The organism is Arthrospiribacter ruber, assembly GCF_019343195.1.
Classification (GTDB): domain Bacteria; phylum Bacteroidota; class Bacteroidia; order Cytophagales; family Cyclobacteriaceae; genus Arthrospiribacter; species Arthrospiribacter ruber.
Window position 1 is genome coordinate 221,360 of record NZ_RPHB01000003.1, and the last position, 17,048, is coordinate 238,407.

Sequence of the window (17,048 nt, forward strand, 5' to 3'; positions counted from 1 at the left end):
TAGAGAGATAAGTAGGTATTAAGCTTCTTTGGGATTGCGCACATAAATTTTCGTTAATTTGCTTTTCTATACAATATTCATATAAGTTTTTTCTATTCCAAAAATACCAGAGATAATCCTAAGGCAATTTTTTGATTTGTAAATAACTGAGCTATAGATAGGTTTTAGTGGATCAATTTCTTAAATGAAAGTAAAAATTCTTCCCTGCCAAACTGCTTCCAGCGGAGAAGGCCTTTTTGGACCAATTCGTATTGAAGTGCAGGGTTTTTCTCCAAAAGACTGAGTTTCTCACTGAGGCTTTCAGCATTGCCCATCTCATGGACCAAAGCCGCTTCTCCGGCGATTTCTACCAAAGCTTCCTGATCGGAAATGATCACCGGCACTCCACTTCGCATGGCTTCTATCACCGGAATGCCAAAGCCTTCATTGGATGAAGGGAAGACGTAAGCAAAGGCATGGTCATATAGGCACTTTACGTCCTGATCAGTTAAAAAGCCAGTGACTTTGACCCTTTGTCCTAGTTTTTTCTTTTGGATCAGGTCAATTACCTTATCATGGTCATCCACGGTTTTGCTCAGGCCTTTTTCACCTACCAGAACCAATTCCAAATCTGAGCCGCTATTTTCCAAAAAGGAATGAAATGCCTCCACCAATACAGGAAGGTTTTTTCTCCTGTCAAAACTCCCCACATGTAGCAGAAACTTACGAGGGCGTAAGTGCCATTTTTCCATAATACCGGGCTCAGGATTGTCAGGCAGGAGCTTGGGACATTGGTATATTACCTCAATAGGAGCGGTAATACCTGCATGCTTTTCCAATGCCCTTTTGGAATACTGGCTTGTAGTCACCACCGTGGTGTTTCCATTTATTCCGGAATGGATCATCTGTATGAAATACTCCCTCCAAAGTGACTGGTAGTTTTGTGGCATTTGCCAAAAGAAAGCATCATGGACGACGGTAATTTTGTGGCAGGACTTTGTTAAAGCTGGAGCTACAAAGTCAAAACAGATTAAAGCATCCGGTTTTTCTATCCATACTTTCACGGGCAACAGCAGCTGTTTGTAGATGAAATAGTAAAGGTGATACCAAAGTGTGCGCCATTTGGGGACATTACCCCGGAAGAATGTCTTTTGGGATTGACGGAGTGGGTGATGGGTAAATATCCACCTGATATCTTCCTGAGGAAATTGCTTGGCTGCTTCGGAAAACTCCAGCATGTAGGTTTTGATGCCCGTGAGAGCAGTGTTCAGGTAAAAAGTATCTACCAATATTTTCTTTTGGGTTTTCATGCCAAAGCGGGTTTTTTGTATTTGATGGCTTGGTAAGCATTGATAGAATAGCCAAGCATCCACCAGGTCATCCAAGAGACATAGGTATATACTTCTGCGTTGGCGGTAAACAGCGGAAGCAACAAGCCAACCCTGACTGAGGCCGCCACAAAGGCGATCCTTGCGGTCATGGTGTTCTCTGTACGGTTAAACACCTTTAGGGAGGTAAGGATGGCATAGGCCAACAAAAGCATGTACAAAAGCATACCAATCCAACCCAACTGTACACCATAGATCAAGAATTGATTTTCACCCCCTACCCGTAGTTCATCTTCTACGGAGCCTACATTGCCACTCATGGCCAGCCCTATGCCAAATGGGTTGGCAATCATGGAGTCCAGAGCCAACAGCCATTCCACCAAATGTCCTACCGAGGAAGTATTTTCGAAAGTGATGGTGTCTACTACAAAATAATAAAATTCCTCTGAAGCGAAGAATAGGACATAAACCACAAATAGAAGTGCGAGTCCAAATCCGGAAAGTATCAGTTTGTACAACCTGAAAATAATCGCCACAAAGAATATCATGACGAAAAATGCCAGAAAGGCCGCCCTGGAGGCAGCAAAAAACAAGCTTCCCAAGGAGCATAACATGACTACGGTGGGAATGAGCCAATTTTCTCTTTTGCTGGTCAAAAACCAAATCAGGCCGGCAGAAAAGCCCAATAGCACGGAGCTTGCCAACTCCAAAGGGTCAGAAAAGAAGGATGCCAACCTTTTTGTGACAGCCTGGGTTTCAAAAGTCCAGGTGAGGTCAAAGTGCCCTGTAGGCTCTATATCATTGATAGCGAGATTAAACAGCGCATATCCGGTCAAAGACTGCAAGTGGGTATCAATGGCCTTTTCAAATAAATTGACCAGAAATGCCCCTACCGCAATGGCAAAAATGCCCCGGAAAATTAACCTGATTTCTTTGTCATCGAATACAGTATTGCGCCCCATAAAATACACCAGAGCAGGGATAAGCATATTTTTGAAGTAAAGCGCTTTGTTCACTGTACTGGCAGCACCCAAGGGCAAGACGAGGTAAATGAATGCCAACCCAATAAATCCAATATAGAGATAATCCACCTTATGCAGGCGGAAGGGATAGTCAAAAATATTTCTGTTGAACAGTAAAAACCCTGCCAATGCACCCAAGACCACAATTTCTTTCAGAAACTGAAAGATATTGACGATCAGAGGGGAGTTGGTGGCCAGGTACACTACACTGAGTGTAGTAATGTAAAATGGAAGAAAGAAAAGTAGAAAATACACCCCATATTCCCATTTGCTGTGCATCAGGACCTGATTCAGCACCCAAAAGAGCAGAACAGTGGTCAGGATCGCTATCAGGAAAAAGAAAATCAGGGACATAAGGGTTCTCTGCTTCTGTGGTCTAAAAACATGCCGTCACGGATTCCTCTTGCCACGGCTTTCATCTTGGTAAATCTTCCTCGCAGGCAAAAATAGGACATCCAGGCCGAATACTTCAACAGTTGATAAGGCCAGGCCAATATTGCCTCCAGTCCTTTGTGGTGCCTTCTCAGTTGGAAAAGCTGGTTTCTGGAATGCAAGTAAAATACAGTAGGACTGAGGGTCCCTTCTTCGGACTCCTGCTTGGAAGAGGCACTGCCTTCATGGTAAATGATACTTTGCTCTGCCAAAAGAATATCATATCCTGCTTTTCTAATCCTTAAGGACCAGTCCACATCTTCAAAATAGGCAAAGAAACTGTTGGCGAGGCCTCCTGTGGCATTCAGTACTTCTTTGGAAAAAAGAACACAACAGCCAGTAGCCCAGTCCAAGTGGATTCTGTGCAAAGGATAACCCTTAAGGGTAGCCCTGTCACCAAGTGTCTTGGAGATGCCGAGGAGTTTGCTGTAACTCCCACCGGCACTCCAGATGATATCCGGAGAATCCTGAAATAAAATCAAGGGCTGTACGAGACCGGTTTTACTGTCATTGGTCAAACAGTCCATAAGTTTGTCAAGGAAATCTACTTCTACGCTGGTGTCATTGTTCAATAGCAAGAAGTATTCGTAGCCTATTTTTACAGCCTGTTCTATTCCGGCAAGATTGCCTCCCGTGAAGCCCAGGTTTTTGTGGTTGAAAATGAAATGAACTTCAGGGAATTCTTCCTGAAGGCGGAGACCGGAGCCATCATGTGAGCCATTGTCCACCACAAATACCCCATAATCCGGATAGCTGATTTTTTCCAGGGAAAGCAGACAGCTCCGGGTATGTGCGTAGCCATTCCAGTTAAGGATGATGACTGCTACCGAAGAGCGCTTTTTGGAAGCCATAGTAAAGGTCTTTGTTTTTTTTGTATATCAGGATAGTGCAGATCAGGAATATCACCACTTCTGTGGACAGGAGTGCAATGCAAAGACCAATGCCTCCAAACTGTGAGGTCAGACCCACTGAGGCAATAAGCATATAAATACACATTTGCCAGGATGCTTTGAAGAGTTGGTCTTTTTGATCCGTCACCAGTAGCATGGTCACATTGATGATGTTCAGACAAGCTAGGAAAGGAACGAAGGCCAATATTTTCAGGAAAAGGATGGCTTCTTCCAGACGTTCTTTGGCGAGGATTTCCACTATAAACCCAGCAGTGAAGAAGGTGAACACGGAAAGCCCTGCCCCCAAAAGCAATGCGATAAGGTAAGTTTTTTTCAGGAAGTTAAAAAAACGGGGAAGGTTGTCCTGGTAAAGCTTTGAGGCATTGGGATAAATGGCCTGAATGATCAAAGCGGGTAGCATCCTGAGTACCATGGTGATTCTTTCTGCCAGACTGAACATTCCTAGGGTAGCAGCTGCAGAAAAAAAGCTCAACACGATAAGCCCACCATTGATGGATATATGTGAAGCCAGGTTGGACAAAAAAAGTAGGGTATTTTCTTTGAGGGATTTGAATACCTGCACAAACCGGGGTTTATAAAACCTGATTTCCATTTCGTAGTGCACGTACAGAAGCAAAAGTGAATTGATTGCAAATCCTGAACCACCCAAGAGAAAATTCACCCATTTGGCCTGTTCGGGTTGATGGATAAAAAGCACAATTCCCATCAAAAAAAGTAATTTCGAAAATACATTGGCAATGGAGATCAGCTTCATTTTTTCCATTCCCTGAAAAAACCACAGTGGCAAAGTAGCTTCTGAAAACAATAAGAGACAGGAAAAGACAAGTATGGTCTGGTACTCTTTGAAAAGGTCCAGCACATATACCCCTATCAGGATAAGCAAGGAGGCGCATGCCGCCATCAATATTTTGCTGGAAATGATATTGGAAAACAAGTGGGAGAGCTGCTCCTTATTCCCTTGTTGGATGGCCACTTCTCTAGGTCCACTGAGGTTGTAGCCAAAGCCCACCAGTATGTTCAAAAGTATAATGACGGAAAGAGCCAAGTTGACCAGGCCAAACTGATCCACCCCAATGGACTGAATTAATAAGGGCATGGAAATCAATGAAATCAGGATGTTAGAAGCCTGTATGATAACCAAAAAAATAAAGTTCTGAATGGATTTGTTCCGGATCAGGTGGCTAAATGGAAAAGAGGATATTTTTTCAAGCATTTCAAATCTCCTGTCCTTGTTTTTCTTCTACATGTATCCTGTACAATTCTCCGAAATAAAGGAAAAGCAAAGCGATAAAACCCACTGCAATAGCTCCCAAAACCATTCCCTTCACTAATTTTATTTCTGACCTTTTGAGCGGAAGTACCGGGGTGTCGATGATCTGGATAAGGGGGGAGTTATTGCGATGGTTTACTTTGGCAATCTCCAGATTTTTGACGATTTCGGTATATACGGCTGTAGAGGCCTGCACATCTACCTGTTTCTTTCTTGCGTCGACTGTGGCTGCCTGCAGAAGGGGGTTGGGGTTGGGCACCCTATCTGTACTGCTGGCAAAAGCTGCCAGGCTTTGGTCGAGAATTTTTCTAACACTGTCAGCTTGGGATTGGAGAATTTCCAGGTTTTCGGCAGTCTTTTTGGTCTTGGTCTCAAAGTAGAAGCTGTTGACCTTATCTACCAGCGTCTCATTGAATACTTTGGCAAACTTTTCGTCTTTAGAGGAGACATTGACCTGAATGATTGTAAGTTTTCGGTTGGGTTTTTCTACAGAAAGCTGCTTTTCCCTGATCAGTTTGGAGATTTCTTTTAGGACAGAATCCTGGCTTACGGTGAAGTTTTCCCTTGGCTTGGAAAAGTCCATTGCTGTAAGGTCGACTTTTCTTTTCCACTTTTTATCCAACTCCTGAAAGCTGATGTACCTGTCAATTAATAGGGATTGATCATCAAAAGGACTCAGTAGTGTTTTTCCCAGCATATTGTCCGAGCGGTACAGTTCCATGATATTGTCTCCCTGAAAAAGCCCGCTGGAAGATCCCAGTGAACCCAAGTTGACCCCTACCAAGGAAGCCAGCCCTGACATCTGTCCCAAGCCCGACATGTCCGATTCTTCCAACACAAAAGTGGTTTCGGCGTGGTACACTGGTTTTTTTAGGACCGAAGCCAAGGCTCCCAGTCCCAGTCCTATCAGACCCGCGAGGAACAATAACTTCCATTTTCCCAAGAAAAAAGCAATCCAATACCTGAATCTCAGGACTACTTCCCTGAGGGTGATTTTATCGTCTACAATATGTCTTTGATCCGCCATTTGTCAAGGTGTAATTTGGGTGATGACCAATACCAAAGTAGCCAGACCGGTGGCGATGCCTACCAACTCACCCGGTCTTACAGGAACTCTAGGTCCTTTGGTAGGTACAATGATTTCAGATCCCGGAGAAACGGAAGGATAGGCCCTGATTCCCAGGAAGCTTTTGGTTCTTCTTACCTCGCCATTGGCATAGACGATGTAGGTTCTTTTCCTGTTTGCCCGGTTGTCAAAACCACCCGCCCTGTTGATGTAATATTTCATTCCCCTTTCCCTTTCAAATCTTACCGTAGCAGGATAGACTACATCACCACGGAGGCGTACGGTCTGAAGCTGCTTTGGTACGGAAATGATATCTCCTTCTTCCAGAATCAGGTCAAGGTCTGAGCCGGGATTTCTCATGATTGCTTCCAGGTCTATGGCCACAGCTTCAGTCTCCCTGATTCTAATTGGGGCGAGGTCAGGACGTCTTTCTGCGATGCCTGTGATCAAGTCTCTTCTGGATTCCGCCACTGCTTCCCCTTCTCTTCTGTTTTCAGGTGTGTTTTCCAGATTTCTGAAGAGTCTTTCTACTAGCAGTTCCTGTGCCTCGGTATTGTTGGGGTCCATCAAAAGCCTCTGCTGAAGGTCAAGAAGGTTTCTTTGCCTTCTGATCTGCTCGGATTCTGTATCAAAAAATTCAGTCCTTCTGATCAATGTGGCCCCTTTTGGGAATGCAAAACGGGTCAGGCCACCTGCACGTGCTATTACATCAGAAATACGTTCTTCAGCAGACCTTACAGAAAATATTCCCGGGGAATTGACCTGTCCTTCCACTTGTACCAATTTGTCCAAAACAAAATTCGGCTTTCTACGGATGATCACCATATCGAAGGGTTGCAATGGAGTCGGGTCAGCCTGAGGGCTCAGGTTTTCATTCAATTGTACCGTAAGCAGTTCGGAAAATGCTCCGGCATCTGCATTCTTTGACCTTCTTGCGATTTCCACATCCTTGACATTGGCAGCTTCCCTCAAGCCTCCGGCCATCAGCACCAACTCTTCCACAGACATATTTTTGGAAAAAGGATAGGTGCCGGGATTGCGGACTTCACCGTTGATCTGTACATAAAATTCCTCGGTCAAGTCATAAATGCTGGAAATGCGGATGACGTCTTCCCTTTTGAGAGGGATATCGGCTGTACTGCCACTGAGTACATCTCTTAGATTGACGGTAATAAGCTCTGTGCTAAGGTCGTCATAGGTTCTCAGGATACTGGCCCTATCCAGGAAGGCATCTCCTCTTACTCCATCTGCATTTTTGATCAGTTGGCCAAGGGTAAGTCCTTCTGTGAGGGCAAAATTCCCCTCTCTGAAAACTGCGCCTTTGATCTGAACCCTGTTTGCAAATCTATCCAAGACTTTTCCGATATAGTATTCGTCTCCTCCTTTTACCAAAAAGAGACCAAACTGGCTGTTGAAAATATCAGATACGGCCCGCTCACCACCACTGATCCTAGTGACATTGACCCTGTCTTTGAAAGCTTCATCTGTAAATCCGCCCGCATATCTGAGCAGGTCTTCAAATGAATCTCCTTCTTTTACCTCAAATATTTTGGGTCTTTTGACCTCTCCCCTCAAGCTGGTCCTCGCGATGAATGGATCTACCAACACCACATCCTGATCCTGAAGCTGGAAGTCCAGGTTGGTTTTTCCGTTGACCAAAAAGTCGTAAATGTCTATGCTAGCTACTTGGTTTCCGTTCCTTATTACCCTGATGCTTCTCATGGAGCCGTTTTCATTGGGTCCTCCTGCCGCATAAAGCGCATTGAAGACTGTGCTGAAAGCACTAAGCGTAAATGTGCCGGGCAGTCTCAGTTCTCCGACCAGGTGCACCTGAATGGTACGTACATTGCCCAGTGTGACCTGTACAAAAGTGCTTGGATTGCTTCCCCGAATTCCAGTATAGTAGTTGGCCAGCCTGTTTCTGATGATTCCGGTGGCTTCTTCTATGGTTTTTCCGGAAACAGAGACCGGGCCAATATTGTCCAAAATCATAAAGCCGTCAGGGTTGACGGTAGCTTCGTAGTATTGCTCAGATTCACCATAGATATCCACATAGACCATGTCACCAGGTCCCAAGACGTAGTTTTTCGGCGTGGCAATATTCAGGTTAGGCTCAAAGCTGAGCCTTCTGTTTTTATTATAAAAAAGGTCTGATCCAAAGATTTCATTAGGTCTGTCCTCCAAATCGGCCAAACCATCTCTTTGGTATTGGAATAAATTGCGGCTGATTTCCGATAGGTCCACCTGTCTTCTAGGCTCTCTTTTGGAAGCGGTGGCCCTGCTTCTGGAAGACGTGCTGCTGAGCTGCAGGTCTTGGATCCTTCTTTCAAGTTTTTCGGCCTCTGCCTCCGGCAAGCCCCTAAGCTTTGCCATCTGCACCAGCTCGACATCTGAAATACCCGACTCTTCGGCCCTTTTAACCAACTCTCTGATCTGGCTGTCGCTGAGCTCATCTACCTTTACAGAAGCAATATCCGCCATGCTTTGGGCAGTGGATTTCTGAGGCAGCGCCAACACCAGAAAGCAGGCAACAATGCAGAAAATCAGGTATTGGGGGATATTATAGGCCAATTTGGGATTGAATGATTGGATTGCTGTCATATACATAAAGCCTGTTTCTAAACGCACCTTAGGTCATATCCTGATGCATAAAATGGCATTTTTTCTTATTAAAATAGAAGAAAATCAGCGTAAAGATAATTATTCCGAGCTGTAAAGAAATAGGAGCAGAACTAAATATCGGTGGGCAAGCTTACTCGGTACAGTTTTTACAGATGTCAATCTGTTTGCGGTCGGTCAATAGTTGCTTTCGGAATTCCTGGTATTTCCTGCTTTTCCAGATCATTGCCAGGGGCTTGTCCTGTAGATTTCCCATGCTGTGGCTGGCATCCTTGTCAAAGCAACAGGGTACCAGTTTGCCATCCCAAGTCAATACCGCACCTTGCCACATCCTCCAGCATTTGTTTTCCTGCTTCTTTTTCAGTTTCCACTTACCTTCTTTTGTCCTCACATACCGGGAGTGTTTTTCATCATTTGGAATGAGTGGGGATCCATTTTCAAAATTGTAAATCTGTGTAGTTTTGAGCTCCACTTCGTCCACTCCGATTTCTTCTGCCCATTGATGTAGCTCTGGTATTTGATGCTCGTTTTGTCCTGTCACCAAAAACTGAAGTGTGATTCTGGGATATGCTTGCCCGGAATCCTGCCTCTTTTGAAGCAAGAGACTTAAGCCTTTTTGGACTTTCTGCAAAGAGCCACCGATGCGGTATTGTTGATAGACATCCTGCGAAATTCCGTCCATGGAGACTATCAGCTGTTTTAAACCGGACTTTAAAGTTTGATTGACATTTTCCTCATTGAGGTAATGGGCATTGGTGGAAGTGGAAGTGAAGATTCCTGCACGGTCTGCTGTCTTTACCATTTCCAAAAATCCGGGATGTAGGTAAGGTTCACCCTGAAAATAAAGGTGGAGGTAACTCAGGTGCTTTTTTGATTGGTTTATGGCAGAACTAAATAGGTCTATGTCAATCATGCCCGTAGGTCGGGAAAAGCTACGTAGTCCACTGGGGCACTCCGGACATCTCAGGTTGCAGCTGGTAGTAGGCTCAATGGACAGGGTGGTAGGCATTCCCCACAGTACGGGCTTTTTGACCCATCTACTCCAATGGAAAGAGGCCCACAGCAAAAAGTAATTGCCCAGCTTGTGCCAGGTAAGGTGCTTTAGGTAAGCAGATGCCACATGCTTTTTGTTTTTCCACATCCTAAGAGGCTTTTTATTATTCGTCAGGCAGCAATACTGCGTCTATTCCATGGATCACCCCATTAAGCAAGAGGGTATTGAGGAAGTCAGGCAATAGGTTGGCTTCATTTACCAATTGATCAGCAATATTTAATTCCAGACTTGCTCCTTCTAATGCGGTCTGAAGTGGTTCATCTTCTCTTAGATCCTGGGAAAACAACCTTTCCGGAACCAAATGATAAAGCAGGATGTCCCTTAGGGTATTTTGGTCCAGATCTTCCAAGCCATTTATGCCCAATTCATCAAACAGGTTCTCAAAAGCAGCGTCTGTAGGCGCAAAAAGGGTCAGGTTTTCATCTACTCCCCCTTGCAGGTCGGCTTCTAAGCCCAGCAGCTGAACCGCCTGTACAAGAATTCTGAATTCAGCATCAGATGCTGTAGAGGTATTCTGTAGATAGTCCAACATATTCTCAGTAGGCGGAGTCAATACATAATCCAGCACATGTATGATTCCATTGTCGGCATTGATATTGGTATTGTTGATTCCTGCGATGCCATTCAGCCAAAGGTTGCCATTGATGGCTTCGGAAAAGTAAATGGGTAGATCCACTCTGGTTTCTCTGGGACCCACAGTGAAATTTTGGGAAGGCAAAAGCCCGTCCACCACGTGATAGCTCAGGAAAGTATCCAAAAGTGGAGACTCAATGAATTCCGTACCGGTCAGAAGGTTGTCTTCCAGAAAGCGCTCGAAGGCAGAATTGCTAGGGGCAAAAACAGTGAAAGGACCCTCGGAAGCAAGGGTTTCTGCCAATCCAGCTGCAATCAGTGCCTGTACCATGATGGTATTTCCATTGGATTCCAATGCCTCCATAATGGTATTGCTTGGAGGAAAGAGTACTTCATCCACTAAATGGATCATTCCATTTTCTGCTTCTATATCCCTTCTGATGATGGAAGTGGATTCGTTGATGAGTATTGTGCTTCCGTTGACATCTATAGTTAGTGAGGTTTCAGGCAAAAATGTAGGAAAGCTTCCTGAAGAAATGTTTTTGGAAAGTATTCTTCCACTGACGATATGATACAGTAGCACGCCTTGCAATACGTCTGCTGGAATCTGACGGACATTACTGACCCCCACTTCACGGAAGAGTGCTTCAAAAGCCTCATTGCTGGGGGCAAAAACAGTAAATGGACCTAATTCTGATAAGGGCTGCGACAAGAGGGCCAGGCCAACTGCTTCGGAAAATATGGAAAGCTCAGGGATGTCTTCTGCGGTTGCAAAAAGGTTGACTTCATTTTGTGGAGGTAAATCACCTTCTATATTGCAGGAAAAAAACAGGAATGATCCTAAAATGAAGGACAGGCAAACTGGAAGAAAACGCAATTTAAAATCCATTTTTCGTTTGGAATAGTATTCATACAAAACTAAGGATAAGTTTGGTTATTGCCTTTTCCGAGGTTTTCATTTGTAAGAAAAGGGGTTAAAAATCCTGAAAATTGGAATATCATTAACATACTTCTATAATATTGTAATTCCTTTCAGAAAAATCAGTCTATGGAAAGAATAAAGTGTTTGTACCAAAACTTTTGGCTTTATGCCCTATTGGGGCTTGTTCTAGTGTCGTGCAAAAGATCCCCGGAGACTTGCCAGCTGGATGAGGATATATTGGATCAGGACCTGGAAGTAAACATCACAAGACTGGAAGAAGCATTTTTTGAAGCCCATGATAAAGAGACCATCCTAAGGCTGTTTGAAGCCCATCCTAAGTTTGCGGAACGCATGCTTTTTATAGATAGCTATGCATCTTCTGAAGAGTTGGCGGATGAGATTCTTTTGGCGAATGAGGATAGCCTGATGCGGGAGCTTTACCAGGAAGTCATGAATAATTTTTCTGATGTGGGGAAGCTTGAGAAGGACCTAGAGAATGCCTTCAAATACATCAAGTATTATTTTCCGGAATTCAATGTGCCCAAAGTATACACCTTTGTGAGTGGATTTGCTTCTGACATTTATATTGATCAGGATATTTTGGTTATAGGCCTGGATTATTACCTTCCTGAGACACATAGTTTTCAGCCACCGGATTTGCCTTTGTACATTGCCAAGCGCTATCAGAAAGACTATATTGTTCCCAACGTGGTGACTGCGATTTCTGCGGTATTCAATGAGACGGATATGCGTGAAAGCACACTTTTGGCAGAGATGATCTATTACGGGAAGGCCTATCACTTTACCAAAAGTATTTTGCCCTGTACCTCAGACAAGTACATTATAGGCTACACCGAAGAAGAAATAGCGGCCTGTTTTGCCAATGAGGAATTTATTTGGGCCCATTTTGTAGAAGAAGACCTGTTTTTCGAAACCAATCCATTTGAAATCAGAAAATACACAGGAGAAGCACCGGCCACGGATGAAATCAGCCCGGATGCCCCTGGAAGGATAGGTAGATGGCTGGGTTGGAACATAGTCGATGACTACCGCTTTAATAACAAATTCAGTCTTGCCGAGCTGATGATGGAGCGCAATGCAGACAAGATTTTCAGGCAGTCAGGATATAAACCCCGTCATCAGTGATTTTGCCGTAATGCTTTTCATCAATGACCGATAGCAGTCTCTTGATGGCTGTTTCTTTGGAAAAATACCTTTGAGCGAGGTTTCTGGACCGGGACTGCATGGATTGAAGTGCTTCCCGGTTTTCGGACAATTGTACCAACTTATCGAAGTTTTCGGAGATTTTGTGTGGAGGAAAATAGATTCCCAAGTTTTCTGCTTTGACCAGGTCATGTACCCAGCCCTTGTGGTTGACCAAAATGGCTTTGCCTGCAGCCAAAGCGTCAAAGAATTTATTGGGGCTGTTGGTTTTTAATACTGGAAAGTGGCTGAACGAAATAAAGGCCATGTCTGCACAAGAGAGGAGGTCATTTACCTGTTTTTTATTCCCAAAGGGCAAAAATACAAAGTTGGTCAATCCCAGCTTTTTCGATTTTTCTTTCAATGTCGGCAATTCCGAACCTTCTCCCATCACTACAAATTGAAAGTCTTTTTGCCTGTCCTTTGCCATCTTACCGATTTCCAGCATTTCTTCCACGGCATTTACTTTGCCTACTGCGCCGGCATAAGCAATGGTAAAGGTTTTTTTCAATCCGAATTTCTGTAGGGTACTGCTGTTCTTTTCCATGGGGAAAAAAGTGTCTATGTCAGCAAAGTTGGAAATGATGGAAATATTGGAAGATGGACTTTTCTTGCGGATGCTTTCAGCTATTCCTGGGGACAAAGCAATTATTTTGAGGGCATGTCTGTAGATTTTATGTTCCAGGTGGAGAGCTGCCTTTTTCAATAAGCGGGCATTCAATACTCCGAGCTGTATAGGGGCTTCCGGCCACAGGTCCCGCACTTCAAATATAAACGGAGTGGCCAGTTTTCTTTTTGCCCATAGCCCTATCAATCCAGTGGTCAGTGGGGTTGAAGTAATGTAAAAAAGATCCGGCCTCTGCAGTTTCCGGATGCATTTTTTGGTGGCATTTACAAAAAGAAAAAATGCCAGGATCCTTTTGAAGAAGCCAAATTGCTGTCTGTAGGATACAGGGAGGTAATGAACGCGTATACCATCTATGATCCTGAGATCGTAATAGCCTTTGTTGTGACTGGTGATCATGTCCACCTCCATGCCATGCTGTACCATGCCTTTAGCCAGGTGGTAAGAACGGGTCGCCCCTCCTTCCTGGGGAGTGACAAAATATTGATGTACATAGATTATTCTCATGATGTATGTATCTCCAGCCAGGATGCCAAGACAAAAAGGTTCCACAGCTGTAAGTATTGACGGCCTTTTGCGCTATGGGGTTCTTTGGACAAAGTTCTCATTTCTTCAGGGAAAAATCTCCCCCACTTTTCATTCATTTTCCTGATAGGGGGAAAAATCCAATCCAAATATGCGCTGTCATGAGCCCATTCCTGTAAGGGAAGGCCAAAACCCAGCTTTTTCCTTTTTGCGATAAATTTCAAACCCCGATTTTCCAAAGCGGACTTGATCCAAGTTTTTCCTGCCTGACGGATGTGCTCCTCTTCACTTAAGGACTGTGTCAGGCTGATCAGCTCATAGTCCAAGTAGGGTGCCCGGCCTTCTACACCATGTGCCATGCAGGCATTGTCGTGGATTTTGAGTATGTCATTGATCAGGTAATAGGTCCTGTCCCATTCCAGCGCATTTTTATAGGGTGAGTTGCTTTTGGGGTACCATCCACGAAAGGCTTGAAGGTGGTTCTGTGGGATAGTTTGTAATGCTGACATTTGTATGAACGTGTCTATTTCAGAAGCCGAAATACTTTCTATCATCTTTTGATAGGCGGATGGAAGCAGAAAAGATATGCCGGTATTTTTCAGAAATTTCCAGACTCCTGCATTATTGAGGTAGCTTAAATATGCCCTGTGCCTGTTATAGCCACCAAAGAGTTCATCAGCTCCGGCACCGGAGAGTAAGACCTGAGTGTCTTGAGCAGCCTCTTTGGCAGTGATCCATGTCAAAAAAGAAGCTGAGTCTCCCACTGGCTGATCGAGGGAGGAAATGTAAGCTTGCCAGTTGCTCTTTACTTTATTTAAGTCTACAAACACTTCATTTGACAGCGTAGGGTATTTTTTTCCCAGTTTTTTTGTGTATTCCGGGTCACTGTATTTTGATCTCTTCTTGTTTTCAAAGGTGACCGTATAGGTTGGCGTTGGTTCGCCTGTTTCTTCATACCAAAGCGCATAGATCAAGCTGCTGTCAGCTCCGCCAGAGAGGATGGTACCCACCCTTCTTTCGGTATGAAAATTCTTCAGGACAGCATCTTTAAGCAATTCTTCGAAAGTATCTTTTCCCGGTTTTGAGGGGCTTTCCACGCCATGCTTCCAAGAGAATTTTTCCAATAGTTTTCCATTCAAATCAAAGGTCATTCCAGTGCCTGCCAATACCTGAACACTTTGTTTGAAGAAGCTTCTGTCAGGGAATGTTGCTCTTTGGTAGAAATAGGGCAAAAACTGGTCTGTATCGATTTGGGTTTTTTGGTCAATAGTAAGTGGCCTAGCTTCTGAGGAAAAGAGCCAAGCTTCAGGAGATTGTCTGAAGTACAGCGGTTTTTCCCCTGAAGGATCTCTGAGGATCAGGACAGTTTCCTTATTTAGGTCAGCAAAAGCAATGGAAAACATGCCCTTTAGCTGTTTGATTCCTTCTTTTCCATGATGTTTGAGCCAGTAGAGAAGTACTTCTGAGTCGGAATTGGTAGAAAACCTGTAGCCCAGGTCTAGCAGCAGGTTGCGCAGGTCCTGATAATTGTACAAAGCACCATTCCAGATCAGGATAGCATCTTTTTCCTGGGTCCACAAGGGCTGGTTGCTGTCATCAGAAAGGTCCAGGATCTTAAGCCTGTTGGCTGCAAAGAACACTTGCTCGCTAACCTTTACCCAAGCGGAGTGGTCAGGACCGCGGTGGGCGGTGCATTGCATCATTTTTTCTATAAGCAATTCCGAGCTGGGTGTTTTCCCCAAGATGACATTGATACCGCACATTTTTATTTCTTTGGAGCCAAGCCGGTGTTTTGTTCGTCGAGAATGGCTTCCCTGTTTTTTTCAAAATACCTGCAAAAAGAGGTGATGGTGCATTCCAGACATTTCGGTTTTCGGGCCAGGCATACATATCTGCCATGTAAAATGAGCCAATGATGTGCTTTGTGCACGTGTTCTTTGGGAATATGCCGGATCAATTGTTTTTCCACTTCCAGTGGGGTTTTGGCGTTTTGGGTGACCAGTCCAAGTCTCTTGGAGACCCTGAACACATGCGTGTCTACGGCCATATTGGGTTGGTTCCATACGACGGAGGTGATGACATTGGCTGTTTTTCTGCCAACTCCGGGAAGCTTTACCAGTTCTTCCACGGTGGAGGGAACTTCTCCGCCAAAGTCTTCTATGAGCATTTTGGCCATTCCCAGCAAATGCTTGGTTTTGTTGTTGGGGTAGGAAATGGATTTGATATAGGGGAAAAGCTCATCAAAATCAGAGGCGGCCAAATGATAGGGGGTAGGGAAATCCCTGAATATGGCCGGAGTGGTCAGGTTGACCCTTTTGTCTGTGCATTGTGCTGAAAGCGCCACCGCTACCAAAAGCTGATAGGGATTTTCGTATTCAAGTTCAGTTTCTGCCACTGGCATATTTTCAGAAAAATGTTGGATAAAAGCAGCGTATCTCTCTTTCTTAAGCATTTCTTCGGATTTTTTGAATTTCGGGTCTGGTTCCAGATTGGGAATTCGAAGTTCGTTTTAAATTTTTGCCAATAGATTTTGAGGTTAACTTGCCCTGGGATTTTGTCAAGCCTACAAAATTTTAAAACAAGAATAAAGCATTTTCGTTTTCCGTTTGGTGCTCAATCTCTTTCAATTATGAAAAATCTCAAAATTTTTAGTCTTTTAATTCTTTTTGCTTTGCTATTTCAATCCTGTGAAAGGGACCTGGATCCCGTACTGGATACCAATCAGGCATTGGAAATATTGGATTTCAGTTATGGGGCTGATGCCAGGCAGAAAATGGATGTTTATCTTCCTGCAGGTAGGTCAAGGGCGAATACAAAAGTGCTGGTGTGGGTGCATGGAGGCTCGTGGATGGATGGCAGCAAGGATGAGTTTTCCAGCTTCAAGCCCTGGTTTGAAGCGGCCCAAGAAGATTATGCTTACGTGGCCTTGAACTACAGATTGTTTGATTTGGGTACAGGAGCCAATAGATTTCCATCCCAAGAAGAGGACATTCAATCCGCTTTGGACTTGATCCGGTCCAAATTGTCTGAATGGAATGTCTCGGATCAACTGGTCTTGGCCGGAGCATCGGCCGGAGGACATTTGTCCCTACTGCATGCCTACAAAAACAACAGCAATGGTTTGGTCAAAGTCGCAGTTGCATTGTTTCCTCCTACAGACCTTTTGGGTATGTTGACCTCCAATGCACTTGCACCTTTGCTTTTTCAGGCGCTAGTAGGAAGCCCTCAAGAGGATAGACAAAAGTATTTGGATTCTTCACCGCTGAATTTCGTAAACAGCGAATCGGTTCCTACTGCTTTCTTTCATGGTACAGCGGACACGGTGGTGCCCGTTCAGCAGAGCCGTGATTTGGAGGAGGCATTGAAAGAAAATGGGGTTCCCTTTCTCAGCAGGTATTATGAAGGGAAAGGGCATGGATTTTCTGAGCAAACGTATAGAGATTTGCTAATAGAAGTAGAGGGGTTTATTCAGGAGAATATGCCATAAAAAAAACCTGAAAGCTTTGGGCTTTCAGGTCA

At 44.3% G+C, this 17,048-nt stretch carries 13 protein-coding genes; 2 read left to right on the plus strand and 11 right to left on the minus strand.

Features of this window, described 5'->3' with window-relative positions:
- Nucleotides 1-164: 164 nt before the first annotated feature.
- From EGN73_RS06820 to EGN73_RS06855, 8 genes are all read right to left on the minus strand, one after another.
- Complete coding sequence (locus tag EGN73_RS06820) at nucleotides 165-1,289, minus strand: glycosyltransferase family 4 protein (RefSeq protein WP_219287797.1); 1,125 nt, start codon at nucleotides 1,287-1,289, stop codon at nucleotides 165-167.
- Complete coding sequence (locus tag EGN73_RS06825) at nucleotides 1,286-2,683, minus strand: O-antigen ligase family protein (protein ID WP_219287798.1); 1,398 nt, start codon at nucleotides 2,681-2,683, stop codon at nucleotides 1,286-1,288. Before EGN73_RS06825 ends, EGN73_RS06820 begins: the two co-directional genes overlap by 4 nt.
- On the minus strand, nucleotides 2,674-3,612 hold the full coding sequence (locus EGN73_RS06830) for a glycosyltransferase family 2 protein (protein WP_219287799.1): 939 nt from the start codon (nucleotides 3,610-3,612) through the stop codon (nucleotides 2,674-2,676). Before EGN73_RS06830 ends, EGN73_RS06825 begins: the two co-directional genes overlap by 10 nt.
- Nucleotides 3,569-4,885 carry an oligosaccharide flippase family protein gene (locus tag EGN73_RS06835; protein WP_219287800.1) on the minus strand — a complete coding sequence of 439 codons (1,317 nt, stop codon included), beginning with the start codon at nucleotides 4,883-4,885 and terminating at the stop codon, nucleotides 3,569-3,571. The genes EGN73_RS06830 and EGN73_RS06835 overlap by 44 nt, the downstream gene beginning before the upstream one ends.
- Nucleotide 4,886: 1 nt before the next feature.
- Complete coding sequence (locus tag EGN73_RS06840; protein WP_219287801.1) at nucleotides 4,887-5,969, minus strand: exopolysaccharide biosynthesis protein; 1,083 nt, start codon at nucleotides 5,967-5,969, stop codon at nucleotides 4,887-4,889.
- Nucleotides 5,970-5,972: 3 nt separating this feature from the next.
- On the minus strand, nucleotides 5,973-8,609 hold the full coding sequence (locus EGN73_RS06845) for an SLBB domain-containing protein (RefSeq protein WP_425515020.1): 2,637 nt from the start codon (nucleotides 8,607-8,609) through the stop codon (nucleotides 5,973-5,975).
- Nucleotides 8,610-8,760: 151 nt separating this feature from the next.
- Nucleotides 8,761-9,768: a radical SAM/SPASM domain-containing protein gene (locus EGN73_RS06850; RefSeq protein WP_219287802.1), complete on the minus strand. Its 1,008-nt coding sequence runs from the start codon at nucleotides 9,766-9,768 to the stop codon at nucleotides 8,761-8,763.
- A 16-nt stretch (nucleotides 9,769-9,784) separates the two neighbouring features.
- Nucleotides 9,785-11,143 carry a fasciclin domain-containing protein gene (locus tag EGN73_RS06855; RefSeq protein ID WP_219287803.1) on the minus strand — a complete coding sequence of 453 codons (1,359 nt, stop codon included), beginning with the start codon at nucleotides 11,141-11,143 and terminating at the stop codon, nucleotides 9,785-9,787.
- A gap of 159 nt (nucleotides 11,144-11,302) precedes the next feature.
- Between EGN73_RS06855 and gldB the strand changes: the two genes are divergently transcribed.
- The gene (gldB, locus tag EGN73_RS06860; protein WP_219287804.1) at nucleotides 11,303-12,322 is read left to right on the plus strand and encodes a gliding motility lipoprotein GldB; all 1,020 of its coding nucleotides are present in this window, start codon (nucleotides 11,303-11,305) and stop codon (nucleotides 12,320-12,322) included.
- On the opposite strand, the gene EGN73_RS06865 is transcribed toward gldB, so the two are convergent.
- From EGN73_RS06865 to nth, 3 genes are read right to left on the minus strand one after another with little or no spacing between them, the layout of a single operon-like run.
- On the minus strand, nucleotides 12,288-13,511 hold the full coding sequence (locus tag EGN73_RS06865; protein WP_219287805.1) for a glycosyltransferase family 4 protein: 1,224 nt from the start codon (nucleotides 13,509-13,511) through the stop codon (nucleotides 12,288-12,290). The genes gldB and EGN73_RS06865 overlap by 35 nt on opposite strands.
- The gene (gene asnB, locus EGN73_RS06870; protein ID WP_219287806.1) at nucleotides 13,508-15,292 is read right to left on the minus strand and encodes an asparagine synthase (glutamine-hydrolyzing); all 1,785 of its coding nucleotides are present in this window, start codon (nucleotides 15,290-15,292) and stop codon (nucleotides 13,508-13,510) included. Before asnB ends, EGN73_RS06865 begins: the two co-directional genes overlap by 4 nt.
- 2 nt (nucleotides 15,293-15,294) lie before the next feature.
- Entirely contained in the window at nucleotides 15,295-15,981 is a 687-nt protein-coding gene (gene nth, locus EGN73_RS06875) for an endonuclease III (protein WP_219287807.1), read from the minus strand.
- 177 nt (nucleotides 15,982-16,158) lie between these two features.
- Here nth and EGN73_RS06880 point away from each other — a divergent pair, with 177 nt between their 5' ends.
- Nucleotides 16,159-17,016: an alpha/beta hydrolase gene (locus EGN73_RS06880; RefSeq protein ID WP_219287808.1), complete on the plus strand. Its 858-nt coding sequence runs from the start codon at nucleotides 16,159-16,161 to the stop codon at nucleotides 17,014-17,016.
- Nucleotides 17,017-17,048: the final 32 nt, after the last annotated feature.